This window comes from Intrasporangium sp. Soil_C_50 (assembly GCF_057656595.1).
In genome coordinates, this window is sequence record NZ_JBDGKB010000001.1 from 1,138,556 (window position 1) to 1,159,191 (window position 20,636).

The 20,636-nt window shown below is 71.3% G+C and carries 17 protein-coding genes; 3 read left to right on the top strand and 14 right to left on the bottom strand.

Annotation, left to right across the window (positions count from 1 at the left end; all coding sequences use genetic code 11):
• Positions 1-43 precede the first annotated feature (43 nt).
• The 10 genes from AC3A5R_RS05305 to AC3A5R_RS05350 all read right to left on the bottom strand — a co-directional run bounded on the left by AC3A5R_RS05305 (position 44) and on the right by AC3A5R_RS05350 (position 11,864).
• A complete protein-coding gene (locus AC3A5R_RS05305) occupies positions 44-892 on the bottom strand; it encodes an HpcH/HpaI aldolase/citrate lyase family protein (protein WP_487619683.1) in 849 nt (282 codons plus the stop codon).
• The gene (locus AC3A5R_RS05310) at positions 889-2,148 is read right to left on the bottom strand and encodes a CaiB/BaiF CoA transferase family protein (RefSeq protein WP_487619684.1); all 1,260 of its coding nucleotides are present in this window, start codon (positions 2,146-2,148) and stop codon (positions 889-891) included. Before AC3A5R_RS05310 ends, AC3A5R_RS05305 begins: the two co-directional genes overlap by 4 nt.
• Positions 2,145-4,154: an SUMF1/EgtB/PvdO family nonheme iron enzyme gene (locus tag AC3A5R_RS05315; protein WP_487619685.1), complete on the bottom strand. Its 2,010-nt coding sequence runs from the start codon at positions 4,152-4,154 to the stop codon at positions 2,145-2,147. Before AC3A5R_RS05315 ends, AC3A5R_RS05310 begins: the two co-directional genes overlap by 4 nt.
• Positions 4,147-5,097, bottom strand: a complete 951-nt coding sequence (locus tag AC3A5R_RS05320; RefSeq protein WP_487619686.1) for a ribokinase — start codon at positions 5,095-5,097, stop codon at positions 4,147-4,149. The genes AC3A5R_RS05315 and AC3A5R_RS05320 overlap by 8 nt, the downstream gene beginning before the upstream one ends.
• The gene (locus tag AC3A5R_RS05325) at positions 5,094-6,437 is read right to left on the bottom strand and encodes an ADP-ribosylglycohydrolase family protein (RefSeq protein WP_487619687.1); all 1,344 of its coding nucleotides are present in this window, start codon (positions 6,435-6,437) and stop codon (positions 5,094-5,096) included. Before AC3A5R_RS05325 ends, AC3A5R_RS05320 begins: the two co-directional genes overlap by 4 nt.
• Positions 6,434-7,585, bottom strand: coding sequence for an ADP-ribosylglycohydrolase family protein (locus AC3A5R_RS05330; RefSeq protein ID WP_487619688.1), 1,152 nt, complete (start codon positions 7,583-7,585; stop codon positions 6,434-6,436). The genes AC3A5R_RS05325 and AC3A5R_RS05330 overlap by 4 nt, the downstream gene beginning before the upstream one ends.
• 98 nt (positions 7,586-7,683) lie before the next feature.
• Positions 7,684-8,991, bottom strand: a complete 1,308-nt coding sequence (locus tag AC3A5R_RS05335; RefSeq protein ID WP_487619689.1) for an ABC transporter substrate-binding protein — start codon at positions 8,989-8,991, stop codon at positions 7,684-7,686.
• 94 nt (positions 8,992-9,085) lie between these two features.
• Positions 9,086-9,922, bottom strand: a complete 837-nt coding sequence (locus AC3A5R_RS05340; protein WP_487619690.1) for a carbohydrate ABC transporter permease — start codon at positions 9,920-9,922, stop codon at positions 9,086-9,088.
• Complete coding sequence (locus tag AC3A5R_RS05345; protein WP_487619691.1) at positions 9,919-10,863, bottom strand: carbohydrate ABC transporter permease; 945 nt, start codon at positions 10,861-10,863, stop codon at positions 9,919-9,921. The genes AC3A5R_RS05340 and AC3A5R_RS05345 overlap by 4 nt, the downstream gene beginning before the upstream one ends.
• Complete coding sequence (locus tag AC3A5R_RS05350; RefSeq protein WP_487619692.1) at positions 10,860-11,864, bottom strand: LacI family DNA-binding transcriptional regulator; 1,005 nt, start codon at positions 11,862-11,864, stop codon at positions 10,860-10,862. Before AC3A5R_RS05350 ends, AC3A5R_RS05345 begins: the two co-directional genes overlap by 4 nt.
• Positions 11,865-12,365: 501 nt before the next feature.
• Here AC3A5R_RS05350 and AC3A5R_RS05355 point away from each other — a divergent pair.
• The 3 genes from AC3A5R_RS05355 to AC3A5R_RS05365 are packed head-to-tail and all read left to right on the top strand — an operon-like array spanning position 12,366 to position 14,955.
• The gene (locus AC3A5R_RS05355; RefSeq protein WP_487619693.1) at positions 12,366-12,515 is read left to right on the top strand and encodes a hypothetical protein; all 150 of its coding nucleotides are present in this window, start codon (positions 12,366-12,368) and stop codon (positions 12,513-12,515) included.
• Positions 12,512-13,972 carry a sulfatase family protein gene (locus AC3A5R_RS05360; protein ID WP_487619694.1) on the top strand — a complete coding sequence of 487 codons (1,461 nt, stop codon included), beginning with the start codon at positions 12,512-12,514 and terminating at the stop codon, positions 13,970-13,972. Before AC3A5R_RS05355 ends, AC3A5R_RS05360 begins: the two co-directional genes overlap by 4 nt.
• Entirely contained in the window at positions 13,969-14,955 is a 987-nt protein-coding gene (locus tag AC3A5R_RS05365; protein WP_487619695.1) for a formylglycine-generating enzyme family protein, read from the top strand. The genes AC3A5R_RS05360 and AC3A5R_RS05365 overlap by 4 nt, the downstream gene beginning before the upstream one ends.
• Before the next feature lie 28 nt (positions 14,956-14,983).
• Here the strand turns inward: AC3A5R_RS05365 and AC3A5R_RS05370 are convergent, their stop codons facing one another.
• The 4 genes from AC3A5R_RS05370 to AC3A5R_RS05385 are packed head-to-tail and all read right to left on the bottom strand — an operon-like array spanning position 14,984 to position 20,560.
• On the bottom strand, positions 14,984-15,385 hold the full coding sequence (locus AC3A5R_RS05370) for an acyl-CoA thioesterase (protein WP_487619696.1): 402 nt from the start codon (positions 15,383-15,385) through the stop codon (positions 14,984-14,986).
• Positions 15,382-16,284, bottom strand: coding sequence for a beta-keto acid cleavage family enzyme (locus tag AC3A5R_RS05375; protein WP_487619697.1), 903 nt, complete (start codon positions 16,282-16,284; stop codon positions 15,382-15,384). Before AC3A5R_RS05375 ends, AC3A5R_RS05370 begins: the two co-directional genes overlap by 4 nt.
• The gene (locus tag AC3A5R_RS05380) at positions 16,284-18,464 is read right to left on the bottom strand and encodes a hydantoinase B/oxoprolinase family protein (RefSeq protein ID WP_487619698.1); all 2,181 of its coding nucleotides are present in this window, start codon (positions 18,462-18,464) and stop codon (positions 16,284-16,286) included. The genes AC3A5R_RS05375 and AC3A5R_RS05380 overlap by 1 nt, the downstream gene beginning before the upstream one ends.
• Positions 18,464-20,560 (bottom strand): hydantoinase/oxoprolinase family protein, encoded by a 2,097-nt coding sequence (locus AC3A5R_RS05385; RefSeq protein WP_487619699.1) that lies wholly within the window; start codon positions 20,558-20,560, stop codon positions 18,464-18,466. The genes AC3A5R_RS05380 and AC3A5R_RS05385 overlap by 1 nt, the downstream gene beginning before the upstream one ends.
• Positions 20,561-20,636 lie beyond the last annotated feature (76 nt).

Here is a 20,636-nt window from a genome sequence, read left to right on the forward strand (position 1 = left end):
CGAGTGGAGGCTGCTGTCGACGCGGCGGTGGGTGGGCCGCGAGCTAGGCCTCCGACTCGGCCCCGCCACGCGCGATCACCCGTCGGGCCTGGCGCACGACGGCCTCGTCGACGAACGTGCCGTCCGCGAGCGCGATCGCGCCCTGCCCCGCGGCCGCCCCGGCCTCCGCCGCCGACACGAGCTCACGCGCGAGGAGCAACTCCTCCTCAGATGGGCTGAACACCTCTCTGATGGCCGACAGCTGCGCCGGGTGGATCGCTGTCCGACCGACGAACCCCAGTGCCTTGCCGAGTAGGCTCGACTCGCGCAGACCGTCGACGTCGCGCACGTTGGTGTGGACCGACATCGCGGGCGCCGCGAGTCCGGCGGCTGCCGCGGCGACGACGACACGCGACCGAGCCCAGAGCAGGCCTGCGTCGTCCGTGACGCCCAGGTCAGCACGCAGGTCCGCTTCGCCGAGGCCGATCGATGCGACGCTGGGGTGGGCCGATGCCAGCGCGTACGCCGACTCCACCCCGCGGGCCGACTCGATGAGCAGGTGCAGGGCCCGGTCTCCGACGGCCTCGGCGATCCGCTCGACCTCTCGCGGGTTCTCGCACTTGGGCATTCGGAGCCCGACGTGCGGTGGCAGCCGTCTCACCATCTCCAGGTCGTCGTCGACCCATGGCGTACCAACCGCGTTGACCCGCACCTGGCAGCCCGGCGTTCCGCCTCCGGACGATGACCAGGATCGGAGGGCACGCTCGGCGCCCTGACGGGACAGTGCCTTTCGGCCAGCCGTGACGGCATCCTCGAGGTCGACGATGACGACGTCCGCGCCCGCGACGAACGCCTTGGCGATCCGGTCCTGGCGATCGCCCGGCACGTAGAGCCACGTAAGAGGCGCCGTCATGTCGGGGTCCCGCCGCGGCCGCCGTTTACGAAGCCCGGAGCGGCGGCAGCGCCCATCGCGACGAGCGTTTCGATCTCGGCGGCGGTGTAACCGAGGTCGCCCAGCACCGCCACGGTGTCCACGCCGGGCGCCCGGCCGGTCCACCTCGTCGAGGCGTCACCCTCCGACATCCGGAAGAGCGGCCCCTGCATCGCAACCTCCCCGAGGTCCGGGTCAGGCACGCGCCGGATCGTGCCGAGCGCCTGGAGGTGCGGGTCCTTCGTGATGTCCTCGGCGGTGTAGATCGGTGCGACCGCAGCCTCGGCCTGCTCGAACTCGGCCAGCACGTCGTCGCGGGTGTGAAGACCGATCCACCCGCCGACCGCGTCGTCGAGCTCGTCGGCGTGCTCCGCACGGGCACGACCGGTGGCGAACCAGGGTTCGTCGACGAGGTCCGGGCGGCCGACGAGTCGCACCACCCGCTCGGCGATGTTCTGGGAGCTGGTGGAGACCGCGACCCAGTGACCGTCGACCGTGCGGTAGAGGTTCCGAGGTGCGTTGTTGCTCGACCGGTTGCCTTGTCGGGGCTGCACGGTGCCGAGCTGGTCCCATCGCGAGATCTGCGGCCCGAGCATGGCCATGATGGGCTCGACGATGGCGACGTCGACCACCTGCCCGCGGCCCGTCGTCTCACGCTGGTGCAAGGCGCTCATGATCGCGAATGCCGTTGCCAGCGAGGCAATCCCATCGGCAAGCCCGAATGGCGGGAGGAGCGGCGGACCGTCGGGCTCACCGCTGGACGCCGCGAAGCCGCTCATCGCCTCGGCCAGGGTGCCGAAGCCCGGGCGACGACGGTACGGACCGATCTGCCCGAACCCGGTGACCCGGGCGAGGACGAGCCCTGGGTTGTCGGCAGAGAGCACGTCGTAGCCCAGTCCCCAGCGTTCCAGGGTGTCCGGACGGAAGTTCTCGATGATGACGTCCGACGTCGCGGCGAGGCGTCGGAACGCCTCGGCCCCAGCCTCGGAGCCGAGATCCAGCTGGACCATCTGCTTGTTGCGGCCGAGCGTCTTGAACCACAGGTTGTGCCCGTCGCGTTCCGGCCCGTGGCCGCGCGCCGGGTCGGGACGCCTGGGATGTTCGACCTTGACGACCTGTGCGCCGAGGTCGCCGAGGTGCATGGCGGTCATCGGGCCCGCAAAGAGCGTCGATGCGTCGACCACCCGCAGATCCGAGAGCGAGCCCTGTGGGGCCCGGGTGGTGTCGTCCAAGGTCATGGCGTCTCCTCTGCCAGATCCCACGCGACCCGGAAGCCGATGTTCGTCGAGCGTCCCAGGCCGAGCCCGGGCACGAGGTACTTCGCCGAGAACTCCGGCCCGCGCACACCCCCGTCGAAGTACCAGTCTGATCCCTCGGAACGGTGCCGCGAGCCTCCCTTGAGGATCACGTACCGGGTGCGGCCGTCGGTGCGCTCGCTCTCCGTCAGGTTCCACACCTCGGGCTGGAGGCGGCTCAGGCCCCCTGCCTCCCCCGCGAGCTGCCACTCGTCCTCGGTCGGCAGCCGTCCGCCGGCCCAGGCGGCGTACGTGCGCGCGTCACCGAGGTCGACCTCGGTCACCGGCCGGTCATCGTCGCTCTCGGCCGCCGAGCGGCCGACCCAGGCCGGGGCATCCCCGGCCATGACGACCGGCTCATGGCCGGTCTCCGACACGAAGACGGCGAAGTCACGCTCGGACACCTCGGTGGTCGCCACGCCGACGTCATCATGCAGGCTGACGACCCTGTCGAGGGTGCGCTGGTCGTGCAGCCTCGGGTGCAAGGGCTTCCACTCGTCGACGAACGGCGCGTCGTCGTAGAGGCCGGTCTCGCGGCATCGGTAGCGGACGGTGACGACGTGCTCGCCGGTAGGAACGCGGACGGACGCCGTGGCGGGCCTGGCGCGTCCATGGCCGGAGCGAGTGCCGTCCAAGGAGCCCATCGGGGCGACGAGCCGCGACCGGCGGTGCTCGAAGCGCGCGGAGGGAACGGAGGGCGAACCCGCGACGAGCCAGCTCACATCGGCCTCCGGCGCGGTCTGCCAGACGCCGCCGATGCCGTGAGCCGGGACCATGACCTCGACGTCGCCCCGACCGAGTCCCCGGCCCGACCAGAGGTCGTGGGTGGCGAGGCCGTCGCGTCCGGAGACGACCACCTTCGCGTCGGTGCCGGTGCGGTTGACCAGCGGCGTGAAGACGCCTGTCGCGTGCTCGTAGCGAGCGCCGTAGACCCCTGCTGCAGCGGCCTCCTCGCCGAGATCGGGCAGTGGGGTCCACTCCCCGTCGGTGAGGACGTCCACGAGGGCCCGCTGTGCGGTGGCCATCCGGCGCAGGGTCGCGGCGTCGCGCTCACTCCAGCCGACCCACACCCCGAAGACGACCTCCCACACCATGACGCCGATCCCGTTGAGCCATGCCGACTGCAGCTCGTCGCTGTGGTCGCGGTTCCAGCGGCGGACGTGGTGCATCTGGTGGCGCTGCTCGAACCACCGCGACCGCACGACGCCCGGCACACGGGAGTCGGCGAACCACTGCGCCCAGGAGAGCGGGTGGTCGACGAGCCGCTCCAGCGCGAGCGTCGACTCGCCCTCCACCGCGACGCCCGGGCGCGCGGCGTCGAGCCGTGCGAGGAGCTCGCCGCCGCCCTGCTTGAGCGTGTCGAGGAACACCCCGTCGATGTCGAGGTCCGCCACGAGCGCGGCGAGCTCCTCCGCGTCGGGGCCCGAACGCCGAGTGCCGACGTCCCAGGGGTTGTAGTCGACGAAGACCCGTACGCCGGCGGCGTGCAGGTCGTCGACGAGCCGGCCCAGCCCGGGCACGGAACGGTAGTAGTTCCACTGGTTGCGGTCGTCGATGCCGATGACGGGGTAGGCGTGCCACAGCACGATCCCGTCGAAACCACCGAACCGTTCCCGCGCGTCGGCCAGGAGCCGCTCCGGGGTGAAGGTGTGACTCTCGAAGTCATAGAGCAGCTCGTCCCAGATCCAGACCTGGGAGACGACGAAACAGTCTCTCGCCCAACGCAGGTCGTCACGCTCGTAGATCGAGCCGTCGTAGGCCTGTCGTTCGCGTGCCTCCTCGCGCCAACGGACGAGCTGCTCGCGCCAGCGCGGCCAGTCGGCGGGGTCGTCCGGGGCCGCGAGGATCTTGCCGGTGTCGAGCGAGGTGAGGTCGCCGTCCTCGTCCAGCGGGACGGCCCGCGGGCGGTCGAGCGGGCGGGGCACGAGCGGGTCGAGGGCGTCATCCACGAGCGTTCACTCCTTCCGGAGCGGGAACGAGCGCGTCGCGGCGGTACGCCGACTCCGCCCGTTCGACGGCCTCCTGCCGGGTCGGCACGGCATCCTGCGCGCCGGGTCTCTCCACGGCCAAGGACGCTGCGGCGGAGGCGAACTGCAGCGCGGCAAGGTCGTCGAGGCCGCGTGCGAACGCAGCTCCAAGGCCGCCGCAGAAAGTGTCGCCGGCGCCCGTGGTGTCCGCTGCCTGGACGGCCACGGCGGGCACGGACACGGGCGCGCGGCCCCGCCGTGCGAGTCGGGCGCCGGCCGCGCCGAGCGTCACGAGCACCGCGGGGACGCGGTCGAGAAGCGTCACGACCGCCTCGTCGACGGTCGGTGCACCGCTGAGGTCGCGCGCCTCGTGCTCGTTGACGACGAGCAGGTCGACCTCGTCGAGCAGCTCCGGGTCGAGAGCGGCCGCCGGGGCCGCATTGAGGACCAGCAGAGCGCCCGCGCGCCGCTCTCTCGCTGCCTGCGCCACCACGCGTTGTGGGATCTCGAGCTGTGCCAGGACCACGTCCGCCTCGCGGACCACCCGCATGGCACTCTCCCCGAGGGTGATTGCGCCGTTGGCACCCGCCGCCACGACGATGGTGTTCTCCCCGGACCCGTCGACCGTGATGAGCGCGGTGCCGGTCGGCTCGATGTCGCTCACGTCCAGCCCCGAGCAGTCGATGCCGTCGGCCTCGAGGGCCGCACGCAGGGCAGCACCGTCGGCGTCGGCACCGACGCACCCGACCAGGGCGGTCTGCACACCGCCTGCGCGAGCGGCGGCGACCGCCTGGTTGGCCCCCTTGCCACCACCACCGCGCCGGAGGGAGCGAGCCAGCAGCGTCTCCCCGGGCCCGGGCAGCCTGCCGACGCGTACGGACACGTCGAGGTTCACGCTGCCGACCACGACGACCCGGCCGCTCATCGCAGGACCCCGGCGAGCGCGACGGTGTCCCGGGCGAGCTCGTCGATGGACAGCTCCGCAGGCCCGGGCAGGCTGGTCGCAAGGCTGTTGTCGAGGGGGAGGGTCCAGCGAGACGGGATCCCGTCCGCACCGAGAAGTGCTCCCACGACTCCCCCGACGGTGGCACCGACCGAGTCGGTGTCCCAGCCGGCGGTCACGGCGAGCCCGATGCTCCGCCCGAAGTCGCCCCGTCCGCGGGCGAGCGCGAACGCGATCGTCGCGGCGTTGTTGAGCACGTGGACCCAGTGCAGCGACCCGAAGTCGGCGTGCAGGGCGTCGAGCGCCTCGCCGTCGGAGAGCGACCCACGGCCCAGCTCCAGGCCGCGGAGCACCGCATGCTCGAGGCTCCCTCCAGGCTCGAGCACCTGTGCGGCACGGGCGAGCACGTCGTCCACGTCGTCGACGACGACCGCTGCGGAGGCGAGCGAGGCAGCCCACAGGGCGCCCTCGACCCCGGCCCCGGTGTGGCTGAGCCGCGCGTCCACGAACGCCGACGCAACTGCTGCGGGCAGGTCGCCGGGGTGTGCCCACCCGTGGACGTCGGCGCGGATGAGGGCTCCGATCCACTCGCGGAACGGGTTGCGCACCAAGGCTGCCCGTTCGGGCTCTACACCCTCCAGCAGGTTGCGGTAGGCGACTCGCTCGGCCGTGAAGACCCGCCCGCCCGGGAGGTTGTCGAGCCACGCCTGGGCGACGTCGTCGGTGCACAGGCCGCCCGCGTGCTGGCGCAGCATCCTCAGGGCGAGCACCGCGAAGTTGAGGTCGTCGTCCTCGGGCATGCCGTCGATGTTCTCGGCGAGGCTGGTGGGGGCGCTGCGCCGGTTCCACGGCCAGCGGGCCGCGACCTCGGCCGGCAGGCCGGAGGCGGTGAACCAGTCGTCGAGTGGCCAGCGCCCGGTGCCGCGCAGGATCTCCTCGATGCCGGCCCGGGGAATCTTCTCGACCGGCTTGCCCAACAGACACCCGGCGCAGCGGCCGAGCCATGCCCCGTGGACGCGCCTGCTCAACTCGTCGAGGGCAGGCGCTCCAGGCGACGGGACGCGCACCAGCCGTTCGAGAACCGGCCGCAGCTCGGCGGGTCGCGCCGGCGCCAGCACGTCGACGGCGTCGAGCAGCCGAGACGCGACCGTCCGCTGCTCGGGCGTGGCCGGCATCTCGGCGGCCCCGCTCACGGGCACGTCGAGCGCGCCCCCGGCGCGGACCCACTCGTGCTCGAGCGCCGACGGGTCGGCCCCTTCCGCACGGGCCTGGACGAACGCGTGGAGCAGCAGGTCCTCGGGCTGGACCCAGGTGAGCCTCATGCCGTGCCCAGCAGCGTGTCGATCTGCGCCGCGCGCGCGAGGTGGCGGGCCCGGTCTCCCTCCAGGACGCGCTGCGCGATGCCGGCGAGCTGGTCCGCCGAGGCGGTGACGTCCATCCTGCTGTTGGTCTCGATCGTCGTGAGCCAGTCGGACGGCACGACGTCTGCGCCGCCCAGGCCGCCGCAGACGGCGCCGGCCATCGTGGCGATGGAGTCGGAGTCGCGGCCGTAGTTCACGGCACCGAGCACGGCGTCGGGGAAGGCGCCGTCGTGCGCCACGACGAAGCCGAGCGCGACCGGGAGCTCCTCGATCGACTTGGTGCGCGAGGGGCGTCGGGCGTCGAGCGCGGGCTGGCGGTAGTCCGGCCCGACCGTGTCGTAGGGCTCGACAGCGGCACGCAGGGCCGCTCCGAGCTCGGCCCGGGGCGCTCCGCTCGCCGAGGTGGCCGCCTTGACGACCGCCTCGATCGCGGCGCGGGTGCCGTCGTGCGCGACCTCGAGGCAGGCGTCCACGACGCTGGTCACGTCGGCTCCCGGCGCGAGGGAGGCGGCCACCGCGGCGGCGAAGACGCCGGCCGCCTCACGGCCGTAGCTCGACTGGTGCGGTGCGGCGAGGTCGATGGCCTCGGCGTACGCCGCCGCCGGGTCGGCCGCGTTGACGACGCCGACGGGAGCCATGTACATGGCCGCACCGCAGTTGACGATGTTGCCGGCGCCTGCTTCGCGCGGGTCCACGTGCCCGTAGTGCAGCCGCGCCACGAGCCACTTCTCCGCAAGGAAGATCCGCTGCAGCAGGATCGCCTCACGCTCGAGCTCCGGGATCCAGGTGGGAGAGCCCATGAGGCGAGGCACGAACTCCTCCGCGATCGCGTACGCATCGAGGTGCGTGGGGCGTGCCGCGTAGGTCTCGATCAGCGCCCGGGTCATGAGGGTGTCGTCGGTGATGTGGCCGTCACCCTTGTGGTACGGGGCGATCGGCCGCGCAGTGGCCCACTCGTCGGCAGCCCACGGTGGCACGATGCCGCTGACCCATCCTCCGTGCCTCGCCTGGATCTGCTCGGGCGTGTAGCCCTCCGTCGCGCCGCCGAGGGCGTCCCCGACAGCCGCGCCGGTGATGACGCCCTGGATGCGCCGCCTCAAGTTGTTCACGTCAGGTCCTTCATGTCGTTTCGTCCGAATCGCGGTGTCGTACGGACCAGGACGGGTGGGGCAGCCTGCTGCTGCAGCACAGCCCCACCCGTCGCGGGTCAGCGGTTGACCTGGGCGAAGCCGTCGGACAGGGCCTTCTGGAGGCCGGCGTCGTCGAGCTGGTTCGCGAGGTACTTCTGGTAGTTCGGCGTCGCGACGGTGTCCTTCCACTGCGTGTAGGCGTCGACGGTGAGGAACGGCGCGCCCGTGAGGCCCTGCGCCGACTTCATCGTCATGTCCCAGCCGTCCTTGCCACCGGTCTGCTGCAGGATCAGGTCCTGGGCCTTCTTCGACGCCGGGATCAGCGCGTCGGCCTGGTTCAGCTTGGCCATGTTCTCGGCGTCGGCGAAGTAGGCGACGAACTCGGCCGCCTTGTCGGCGTTCGGCGAGTCGGCGTTGACCGAGAGGGTCTGCGGGTTGGCCGCCTGGGCCGTGCCCGCCGCGCCGGCGAGCGGCGGCAGCTCGACCCAGTCGAACCCGGCCGGGGCGTCCTTCTTGATGTTGGCGGCCTGGAACGAACCCTGCACCGTCATCGCGGCCTTGCCCGCGTAGAACGACGAGAGCGCCTGCGAACCGGACTGGGTCAGCGAGACCGGGTCGATGCTCTTGTCGGTGTAGGCCATGTCCTTGACGAGCTTCGGGACGGCCATCTCACCGGCCGCAACGTTGATCTTGGCCCCCTTGCCGGTGCCGGTGAAGTACGTGCCGTTCGAGCCGAGCCCGAGGCTCATGAACGTGGCCGTCGGGCTCTTCAGGCCCCACGCGACGCCGAAGCTGCCACCCTTCGTCGTGGCCTTGGCGATCTGGCGGAACTGGTCGAGCGTCATCGAGTCACCCGTGGGGACGGCCACGCCGGCGGCGTCGAGCAGCTTCTTGTTGGCGAACACGACGTAGGTCTGCAGCTCGGTGGGCATGCCGACGATCTTGTTGTCGACGGTGACCGACTTCCACACGCCGTCGGACACGTCGCTCTTGAGGTCGGCCGGCACCTTGGAGGTGAGGTCGGCGAGGTAGCCGTCACGGGCGAAGGGGACGATGCTCGCGGCCTCGTAGTGGATGATGTCGGGCGCGGCGTTGCCGTTGAACTGGGTCACGAGCTTGTCGTAGACGCCGTCCCAGCCGGCCTGGATGATCTCGACCTTGGCCTCGGGGTGCTTCGTGTTCCAGGAGTCGACGATGCCCTTGACGGCCTCGACCGCCTGCGGCTGGTCCTGGAGCGACTGGAACTTGAGGGTGACCGACCCCCCGGCTCCGGTGCTGCCGGAGTCGGCGTTCGTGTTGGTGGCCGATCCCTGCGAGCAGGCGGTGAGGAGGGCGGTGGCGGTGGCGATCGCGATGCCGGCGAAGGCCAGACGTCGGGTTCCCATGGTTGCTCCTTTGCGAAATGGGAGTGGTGCCGGAGGTTTCCGGGTGTCCGGGTGTTTCGAGTGGTGGATGGTGGTGCGTGGGTGGCGGGTGGCCTCAGCCCTTGACCGAGCCCGCGAGCAGGCCCCCGGTCAGGCGGCGTTGGAGGATCGAGAAGACGATCAGGCTGGGGATCGTCGCGAGGACGGCGCCGGCGGCCAGCGGCCCCAGGGCCACCTTCCCCTCGCCGCCGACGAACATCTTGAGAGCCACGGGGAGGGTGTAGTTCTCCGGCGACTGGATCAGCACCAGGGCGAAGAAGAACTCGTTCCAGGCCGCGACGAACGCGAACATCGCGGTGGCGACGATGCCGGGCATGAGCAGCGGGAACACGATCCGACGCAACGTCTGGAACCGTGAGGCGCCGTCGATGGCGGCTGCCTCCTCGAGCTCGGCGGGCACCGCGGCCACGAAGCCCTGGAGCATCCAGAGCGCGAACGGCATGGTGAACGTCGTGTAGACGAAGACGAGTCCGACCAGTGTGTCGACGAGGTGGACGTTCCGCAGGATGACGAACAACGGGATGATGATGAGGATCACCGGGAAGACCTGGCTGACCAGGATCCACCCGACGCCGGCGGCACGCAGCCTGCCCCTGAAGCGGGCCAGTGCGTAGGACGCCGGCAGCGACAGCACGACGACGAGGACCATCGACAGCAGGGCCACGACGAGGCTGTTGAGCGCCGAGCGCAGGATCCCCTGCTTCTGCAGGGCCACGGCGAAGTTGTCCCAGTGGAACTGCTTCGGGATCAGGCTCATGTCGAGCGCGGCCAGCTCCTGGGACGACTTGACCGAGGCCGACAGGAGCCAGAGCAGCGGGAAGCCGAGGAACAGGATGAAGCAGGCGAGACCCGCGTACTGGAGCGCGCGGACGGTCCTGGACGTGCGGTTCATGACCGCTCCTTCCTGAACTGCGACCGCAGGAGCCCGGCGAGGATCAGGATCACGACGACGACGAGGACGACGCCCATCGCCGCGGCGTACCCGAGGTTGCGGTTCTTGAAGGCCTCGAGATACGTGAAGAGCATCGGCAGCATCGTCTGGCCACCCGGACCGCCTTCGGTCATGACGTACACGAGGCCGAACGAGTTGAAGTTCCAGATGAAGTTGAGGCAGGTGATGGACAGGATGATCGGGCGCAGGCTCGGCAGCACGACGTTGCGGAAGCGCTGCCACGCCGAGGCGCCGTCGACGGCAGCCGCCTCGACCAGCTCGATGGGGATCTGCTGAAGGCCGGCGAGCAGCGTCACCGTGGTCTGGGGCATCCCGACCCACACGCCGACGACGATGACGGCCGGAAGGGCGGTGTCGAAGTTGCCCAGCCAGTTCGTGTCGTCGGGCAGGCCGAACGTGCCCAGGACCGAGTTGATCGGGCCATTCGGCGCGTAGAGCATCGTCCACATGATGGCTACGACCACAGGTGGCATTGCCCACGGGATGAGGGCCAGCAGCCTTGTCAGAGAACGGAACCGCAGGTTCGAGTTGAGGAGGAGCGCGAGGCCGAGCGAGGCCACGAGCTGGATCACGGTCACGGAGACCGCCCAGATCATGCCGATGCGGAACGAGGACCAGAAGAACGAGTCCCCCGCCAGCCGGCCGAAGTTCTCCAACCCGATGAAGTCGGCGGTGTCGTTGCGGCGCAGGGTCGCATCGGTGAAGGCGTACCAGACTCCCTGCAACAGGGGCAGGACGCTGAAGATGACGATCGGGATGAGCGAGGGCACGACGAGTGCGATCGCCTCTCGTCGCTGTTGGCTGGTGCGGTCCTGCGGCCGCCGGGGCGGCGCGCCCAACGGGTTCGCGGGCGTCGTGCCCACGGTTGAGGTGATGGTCATGCGCGACCTTTCGTGGTGTGCGGCAGCGTCGACTGGCGAACCACCAGCTGTGGGGCGACGGACCGCGTCTCGGCCGGGGCGTTGGGCGACTCGAGACGCCGCATCAGCAGCTCGGCCGCGAGCTGGCCACGCTGGTGCGCGCCGAGCGAGACGCTCGTGAGGGCCGGCCGGAAGATCGACGCCATCCCGATGTCGTCGACGCCGACGATGCCGAGCGACTCCGGGATGGAGCGACCGTCGTCGAGCGCGGCGCGCGCGACTCCGAGCGCGATGAGGTCGTTGGCCGCGATGATCGCGTCCACCGTGCGGAGCCGAACGTCGGAGGCGATCGCTCTCCAGGCGCTCTCACCCGCCTCGACAGTGAAGTCGTCGGCCTCGGCGAGCAGTGCATCTCGGGCGTGAGCGGTCGCGGCGGCTTCGAAGCCGGAGAGACGCGAGCGCCCGGGCGTCGTGTCGCGAGGGCCGTTGACGAAGAGGATCCGCCGTCGGCCGCTCTGCACCAGGTGGTCGAACGCCAGGGCGACGCCGAGGGCCGAGTCGGTGCGCACACGGTCCAGCCGGACGTCGTCGCCGACGTCACCGATGACGACGACCGGCACCGGCGCCGAGGCAAGAGCCTCGGTGAGCTCCGGGGTCGAACGCAGGGGGCTGATGATCAGGCCGTCGGCGATGCCCCGCGACAAGCCTTGGACGAGCTCCACGAGGTCCTCGGGGTGACGACCGGTCGACGCGACGAGCAGTCGGGACCCGGAGCCGACGAGTCCCGACTCGACGCCGTGCATCATCAACGCGTATACGGGGTTGGCGATGTCGTCGACGGCGAACGCGATCTGGAGTGACCGCCCGAGCTTGAGCGCCTTGGCGGCTGCGTCCGGGATGTAGCCGAGCTCCTCGGCGGCGCGGCGAACGCGCTCCTCCGTCTCGGGGCGCGCCGGGATGCCGTTGAGCACTCGCGACACGGACGCGACCGAGACGCCTGCCCGCTGCGCGACCTCGGTCACGGTGGCCCGTCGAAGCATCATCGCCTCCAGATCTCAGGCTGTAATCGTTTACAGCATCGCTACTGTAAACGTCTTCAGTGCAGACCTGTCAAGCCCCCGGGTGACAGGGAGACGGAAGTTCACCGTCACGATCCGCGATGCGCCGTGCACAAGGCAGCAACGGCGGCTGGAGGCAAGCGATCACCGCGCGGATGTCCGAACGCCAGGAGCGCGCCCCTGGTGCCCTCAGCCGGACGCAGATCGGACGCGCCGTCGGCCCGTCCCGGACGACCCTCTCGGAGATCACGACCAACCTGCTCGACCACGGGGCGATCGGATCACGGGGGCGTTGAACCGCTCCGCGAAGGCGAGGTCCACCGACGCGCGGTGAAAGGCGTCGACCGTGCTGGCCCCGTGCTCCGAGACGCCGCACCCTGGGGGCGGTGGCGTACGGACCGGGGACGCGACGAGCTGCTCAGCGTCTACGGTCACCCGCAGATGGCGCAGGTACGCTCGAGGATGATGCGCCGTCTGTATACCGTGCTGCCCGAGCGGGGCGACAGGTTCATCCACTGGATGACGTCGATGTACGACGTCGGCGACATCGCGCACGACCCGACCCTGAGCGGCCTCGACGAGGCGACGTACCAGGAGCAGGAGGCCACCTCGTGACGTCCCTCGACCGAGCGGCACGGCGGCCGAACATCGTCTTCGTCCTCACCGACGACCACGCCGCGCACGCCATCGGCGCCTACGGCTCGGTCATCAACCAGACCCCGCGCATCGACGAGATCGGTGCGCGGGGTGTGCGTTTCGACAGCTGTTTCGTCACCAACTCGCTGTGCGCCCCGAGCCGGGCCTCGATCCTCACCGGCACCTACAGCCACGTCAACGGCGTGCGGACGCTCCTCACCCCGATCGACGCGTCGCAGCCGACGTTCGTCAGCCTGCTGCGCGGCGCCGGGTACCGCACCGCCATCGTCGGCAAGTGGCACATGGGCGACGGTGACGGGCACGACCCCCAGGGGTTCGACCACTGGGAGGTGCTCATCGACCAGGGCGAGTACTTCGACCCGCGACTGCTGTCGGCGGAGGGGCTGCGCACCGAGCAGGGCTACGCCACCGACCGCATCACCGACCTCGCCCTCGAGTGGCTGGAGTCGCTCGAGGGCGACGATCCCTGGTGCGTCCTCATCTGGCACAAGGCTCCCCACCGCTCGTGGGAGCCCGACGAGCGACACCGGGGCATGTACAGCGACCCGATCCCGGTGCCGGCCACGTTCACCGACGACCTGTCGACCCGGTCCGACTCGGCGCGTCGGGCGGCCATGCGGGTGGCCGAGCACCTCACCGCGGAGGACCTCAAGCAGCCGGTACCGGAAGGCCTCGGCGCGGAGGCGGAGGCGCTGTGGAAGTACCAGCGCTACATGGAGGACTACCTCGCCTGCGTGGCCTCGGTGGACGACAACGTCGGACGCGTCGTCGACTGGCTGGACGAGCGGGGCGAGTTCGAGGACACCCTCTTCGTCTACAGCTCGGACCAGGGGTTCTTCCTCGGCGACCACGGCTGGTTCGACAAGCGGTTCATGTACGAGGAGTCCCTCCGCATGCCGCTGCTCGTCAGCTACCCCCGCCTCGTCCCACCGGGGCAGGTGCACGATGGACTCGTGACCAACGTCGACTTCGCCCGGACACTCCTCGAGGCGGCCGGCGTGCCGGTGCACGAGCGGATGCAGGGGCGCAGCTTCTGGGGTGACCTCACCGGGAACGAGCCCAGTCCCCCTGCCGACGGCCTGTACTACCGGTACTGGGAGCACGACGACGTGAGCCACCACGCGCCGGCGCACTACGGCTTCCGCACGGACCACCACAAGCTCATCTACTTCTACAACGACGGTCTCGGCATCCCGGGCAGCTCCGACCGGACCTACCCCCCGGAGTGGGAGCTCTACGACCTGCTGGCCGACCCCGAGGAGCTGAACAACGTCGCTGACGACCCGGGATACCACGACGTCCGTCGCGACCTGGAGGCGCGGATGTGGCTGGCGCAGAAGGCCGTCGGCGATGAGCCGCACCCGAGCCAGCCGGTCCCTGCCCTGATCGCCGAGGACGCGACGGAGCGGACGTGAGCGAAGGGCACGCGTGCTGCGCGCCGTCCGGAGTCCCCGGTGCGGCCGGTACGCACCGTCCCGGAGGGCCGACACCGGTACGGCTCGGCGCCCGACCGGGGGCCGGTGACCACCGGGTCCGGCAGGTGCAGGTCGCGGGCGGGCGGTACCTCATGGGCGACGCCCACGGCGACGGGAAGTCCGGCGACGGCGAGACCCCGGTCCATCCGGTCCACCTGTCCCCCTTCGAGATCGACGCCACCAGCGTCACCAACGCCGACTACGCCCGCTTCGTCGAGGCCACCGGTCACCGCACCGAGGCCGAGACCTTCGGCGTCTCCGCCGTCTTCCACCTCGCGGTGCGGGCGCGCCCCGAGGACGTGACCGGACCCGCGGCGGGAACGCCCTGGTGGCTCGGCGTCCGCGGCGCCGACTGGCGTCACCCGGGTGGGGCACTCTCGGACCTCGACGGGCTCGCCGACCACCCCGTGGTCCACGTCAGCTGGAACGACGCCGACGCGTACGCCCGCTGGGCCGGCCGGCAGCTGCCGACGGAGGCACAGTGGGAGTACGCCTCCAGGGGCGGACTGGAAGGCGCCCGATACCCCTGGGGCGACGACGTCCCGGCAGAGGACTCGGACGGCTGGCCGTGCAACATCTGGCAGGGCCCGTTCCCGATGACGAACACCCTGCGCGACGGCTTCCTCACCACCGCCCCGGTGGAGTCCTTCCGGCCCAACGGTTTCGGCCTCTGGCAGACCGTCGGCAACGTCTGGGAGTGGTGCGCGGACTGGTTCAACCCGCGCACGTACGAGCTGGCCCTGCGCCGCGGCGAGCAGGAGGACCCGGTTGGTCCGGCCTTCGGGGTGGGCCGCGTCATGCGCGGCGGCTCGTACCTGTGCCACGACTCGTACTGCAACCGCTACCGCAACGCGGCCCGCACCTCGAACACGCCCGACTCCTCGGCCGGCAACATCGGCTTCCGCACCGTCGGCCCCGCCTGACGGGGTCGACGTCGTGGGACGCAGCGCGTCAGGAGCCGTCGGCGGTCGCCGGCGCGCGGTGGTCAGCGAGCACGCTCCGCAGCGGCACCGGCACGGGCGTGGGTCGTCCCGTCGAGTCGACGTGCACGACCGTGTGCGTGCCGGTCACAGCCACCGACGCCTCGTGCAGCACACGCCAGGTCCACGTGATCGACGACGTGCCCACCTTCGCCACGGTGAGCTCCACCACGTAGGCGTCACCGTGCTCGAGAGGCCGCTCGAACGTCGCACTGACCGAACGGCGCGGGAACGACTCGACGGCGAGACCTGCGGCTCGGTACAGCTGGTGCTCGGCGTTCTCGGCCCACGTCAGGGCGGCGGTGCAGTGGAACCGGCCCGACGCGTCGGTCTCCGAGAAGCGGACGACGCCACGGGCCCGGTGCGCGCTCACGCGGTCACCGGCTCGAGCTGCTTCAGCCCCAGCATGTCGCGCGCCTCGCTCGGCGTCGCCAGCTCGTACCCGAGCTCGGTGATGATCCGGACCGCCCGCTCGACCAGCTCGAGGTTGGTCGCGAGCCGGCCCTTCGAGTAGTAGAGGTTGTCCTCCAAACCGACGCGCACGTGCCCGCCGAGCAGCAGCCCGTGCGTGGTCGCCGGCAGCTGGGTGGGCCCGATGCCGGAGACCCCCCACACCGTCCCCTCGGGCAGGTGCTCGACGAGCAGCTGGAGGATCTTCGGGGTGTAGGGCAGGCCGCCCTGGAACGCGCGCTGCCCGCCCAGCACGATGTTGCAGTAGTAGGGAGCGGTGTCGAGCCCCTCCGCGGTCAGCGTCGTGAAGTCGGAGAGGATGTGGCCCAGGTCGAAGACCTCCCACTCCGGTTTGATGCCGCGCTGCGCCATCTGCTCAGCGAGCCACCGCGACCGTGCGGGCGTCGTGGTCACGAGGTGCTCGCGCCCCTCGAACGTGGCCGTGATGGTGTGTGAGTCGAGCGTCGCCATCTCACAGCCGACCCCCTCGATGCCCTTGATCCGCTCGGTCCAGTCGAGCTCCCACAGGTCGTCGTTCAGACGGATCGGCAGGTCGCCGTGGATGCCGCCCCCGGTGGAGTTGTTGATGACGATGTCGGTGCGCTCGCGGATCAAGCCATTGATCTGCGAGTAGACGTCGGGGTCGCACGTCGCGAGCCCGTCGGCCCGACGCGCGTGCACCGCGACGACGCTGGCGCCGGCCTCCCAGCACCGGGCGACGTCGTCGGCAATCTCCTGCGGGGTGACCGGTAGGTGCGGCGACTGCGCCTTCGTGGCCATGCCACCGGTCGGGGCGACGGTGAGGATCACTCTGCGGCTCATCAGGCACCTTCCTTCTGTGTCTCGTGCGGGTCAAGTAGGTCGAGCGGGTCGAGCTGGATGTCGTGAAACGGCTCCTGCCCCCGCTGGTGGACGTCGACGCCGAGCAGCGCGCCGGTCAGCGGGCAGGCCCATCCGGTGACCGTCAGGTCCGCGTGCAGCGATCGTCCCGACGCGGCCGGTAGCGTCAGCGCGAAACGGTGGGCTCCCTCGCGCCAGCGGGTGGACCCGGTGGACAGGACGGCGCCGTCGAGCGTGCGCACCTCCCAGCCGAGGGTCCGGTCGTACCTCGCGACCACGCGGTCCGCGAGGCGGATCATCCCGGCTGCCAGGTCATCTCGCAGCGGGGTCGGGTCACGCACTGCGTCGACGCCGACGCCGAGCCTGGTACTGCGGATGGCGCGGCGCGCCCGGGTCGTGGCCTCGGCGTCGTATCCCTCCCCCGACGTCTCGACCACGACACCGTAGGCCTCGCGGGCCGTCTCGACCGAGACGACGCCGTAGCGGACGTCGGCGAGCACGTCGGCAGGGTCGCGGTCGAGCGGGTCCCCGAGGCCGCCACCGCCCTGCCACGTCACCTCGAAGAGGTCGGCCGGGGTCATCGGGAACGAGCCCGGCTTCGGCCCCAGCTCGGCGACCGCCTCGCCCGCCGGCGTGAAGCGCTGGTGGATGAGGCCACCGGGCAGGCCCCCGCCGAGGCCGGCCGAGTTCGGCACCTCCGCACCGTGCGTCATGACGAGCGCCTCGGCCAGTGGCACCGACACGGTGAGCCCGACCTCGGCGCCGAGTCCGCCGCGGCGTCGGCCGGCACCGCCGGTGTCGGGCGCGAGCCGCCGGTAGGAGTAGAAGAGCGGGTTCTTCTGCTCGTTGACCTCGACATCGGCGATGGACGGGCACGGGGCGTTGATCGGCCCGGCGGCGTTCTGGCCGTCGTGGTCGGCGAAGGCCCCGAAGCCGCCGGCGAGCGGGTCCATGAGATGCAGCCCGAAGACCTGCCCGTGCCGGTCGCGCCCCGAGAGGTTGAAGGTGGCCATCGTGCCGCTGCTGACCGCCTGGGCCCGGTGGGCGTACGCGGGCGAAGCGAGCAGGAGCCGGTTGAGGGCAGCGGAGACGACGTTGCTGACGGTCCAGACGGCCTCGACGGTGGCGGAGCCGACGGGCGCGGGCGGCACTGCGGTGCAGACCAACCCGTCCGGTGCCGTGATCGACACGGGCCTCAGCATCCCCTCGTTCCAGGGGATCCCGAAACCGAGCGTCGGGATGACAGCGCCTGCGACGCCGCCGACGAGCCCGGCGCGCGAGCAGTTGACGAAGCCGTGCGCCTGCGGTGACGAGCCGGAGAAGTCGAACGACAGCGAGTCTCCGCGCTTGGTGAGGACGCAGTCGATGACGTGCAGGACGTTCTCGTGCCCGTCGTGCTCGAGGAAGTCGCGGGTGTGCACGATCCCGTCGGGCAGCTCACGCAGCCGAGCACGGACGAGCTGCTCCGCGTCGTCGACCATCGTGTGCATGACCGACAGCACGGTCGCCCTGCCGTAGCGGTGCGACAGCTCGGTGAGCCGCTCGGCCGCGACGTTGAGGGTCGCGATGAAGGCGCGGATGTCGAGCCCCACCTGGGCGGGCAGCCTGGAGGCGGTGAGGATCATCTCGAGCACGTCCTCGCGGAGCTCGCCGGCGTCGACGAGCTTGACCGCGGGGATGCGCAGCCCCTCCTGCCACACCTCGGTGGCCTTCGGCGACCACGAGGCGAAGTCCATGCCGCCGATGTCGGTCTCGTGCGCCATGACGCCGGCCCAGCCGAGCAGCTCGCCGTCGACGACGATCGGGGCGCACATCTGCACGTCGTTCTGGTGCAGGGCACCGACGAAGGGGTCGTTGCCGATGATCCGGTCGCCCGCGCGCAGCGCCGTGCCCTTGGCGAGCAGGTGCCGGATGAGGGCACCGACGGGCGGCGCCTCGAAGGTCACCTGGTGGCCCATGGTGACGAACGCGCCGTCGGGCAGGTAGATGCCGGTGAAGAAGTCGCTCGCCTCGGTCACGGTGGGACTACCGCTCACGGACTGGAGGGCCAGCCGCATCTGGTCGGTGATCGCGACGAGGCGCGAGCGCACCACCTGCCGCACGACGGGGTCGGTGCTGGCTCCCTCGGTGGACACCCGGGAGACGTCGGTGGTCGTGGTCATCAGCTCACCTTCACGTGGATCAGGCCGAGGGCGTCGGTGCTCGCGGTGGCTTCCGGAGGCACGACGACGACGCACCCCGGGAGGCAGATGAGGGCCGGGCCGCTGACGTGCTGGTGGGGCGCCGGCCACCGCGCCTCGAGCACGGCCGTCGCGTCGGGGCTGCCGGGATCGTCGAAGACCACGGGCCTGGTATCGACCTGACGGAACAGGTCACCGGTCCTGTGGCCGGTGACGGGCGTGGAGGCCATCGAGGCGACGGACCGGACCGAAAGGATCTCGAAGCCGGCCTCCTTGAACCCCGAACCCTGGCCCCAGAGCTGCTCGTAGTCCTTCTCGAAGGTACGCAGCAGGTCGACGATCGTGTCCCGGTCGACCGCGTCGGGGAGGCCGACGTCGAGGTGGTGCGCTTGGCCGAAGTAGCGGATCGACGCGGTGTGGGTCACGACGCCACCGGAGGCGGGAAGGGTGGCGAGGGCTCGTCCGCGCGTCTCGGCGACCGCCGCCGCGACGGCGCGGGCGTCGTCGGCGGTGACGCCCACGTGCGGCAGGATCCTGCGGTACGCCGTGCGCGACGCCGTGGTCTGCAGGTCGGAGGTACCGGCGCCGAAGGCTGAGGCGGCCGTCGCCGTGGGCGGCACGACGAACCCGGCCAGGCCCGTCTCGCGGCACAGCGCCCACGCGTGCGACGGCCCGCTGCCACCGCCCGCGACGAGCGTGAACTCCCTCGGGTCGTGGCCGCGTTCGATGGTGACGGCGCGCAGCAGGTCGGCCATGGCGTTGTCGAAGACGACGCGGATCGCCCGCGCCGCCTCGACGGCACTGAGCCCGAGCGGGCGGCCGACCTTCTCCTCGATCGCCGCCGCCGCGGCGTCGCGGTCGAGCACGATGCCGCCACTGCCGAACTGCTCGGGGTCGAGCACACCGAGCACGAGGTCGGCGTCGGTGGTCGTGGGCTCGGTGCCGCCCTTGCCGTAGCAGACCGGTCCGGGCTCGGCTCCGGCGCTACGCGGCCCGACCGACAGGACGCCGCCCTCGACCGAGGCGATCGAGCCGCCACCGGCGCCGATGGAGGCGATGTCGATGCTCGGCACCCGCATGTCGGCGCCGCCGAAGGTGATCTCGTCGGTCATGAGCGGGACGCCGTCGACGACGACGCCGACGTCGAAGCTCGTGCCGCCGACGTCGGTGGTGAGCACGTGCGTCACTCCGAGCGCAGCGCCCAGCTTCTGCCCGGCGACGACGCAAGACGCGGGTCCCGAGAGCAGGTTCGACACGGGTCGCTCGGTGACGGTGCGGGCCGGGACGACCCCGCCGGCGCTGGTCGTCATCATGATCGGTGCCGACATCCCGAGCGCCGCGAGCTCGTCCTCGAGCCGGGTCAGGTAGTGCCCGGCAGTGCTGCCCAGGGCGGCGTTGGCGACGGTGGTGGAGGCCCGCGCGTACTCACCGACCGACGGCGCGATCTCGTGCGACAGCGAGATGAACGCGCCCGGCAGCTGCTCGGCGAGGAGGGCGCCGACCGCGAGTTCGTGCGACGGGTTCTCGGTCGACCACAGCAGGCAGACGGCGACGGCCTCGACGCCGAGGTCACGCAGTCGTGCCGCCGCCGCCAGCACAGACTCCTCGTCGAGCGGCGTCCGCACGAGGCCGTCGGCGTCGACGCGCTCGCCCACCTCGACGACGTGCGTGCGGGGAACGAGCGGCGGCACCCGGCCGCGCAGGTGGTAGTCACCGAGCTCGAGACCCTTGAGCCCGGCGGTACCCCGGCGCAGGCGCCCGATCTCGAGGACGTCGCCGAAGCCGGAGGTCGTGACGAGACCGGTGCGCGCGGTGCGTCCGGTCAGGAGGGCGTTGAGGCCGACGGTCGTGCCGTGGCCGAATCGCGTGACCTGCGAGCACAGCTCGCGCACGTCGGCGCCCACGGTGTCGGCGGCGAGGTGGACGGCCCGGACGACGCCGGTGACGACGTCGGAGGTCGTGGGCGACTTGCACACCCAGGACTCCCCCTCGGGCGAGCGAAGCCACAGGTCGGTGAAGGTGCCGCCGACGTCGGTGCCGATCGTCCAGCCGCTGTCGGGCGGTGCGGTGGTGGTCATGTCGTGTCTTTCGGTCGCATGGCGGGGCCGACCCTGGGGCTCGCGGCCTCAGGGCTGGGCGGGTGGATGGGTGTCA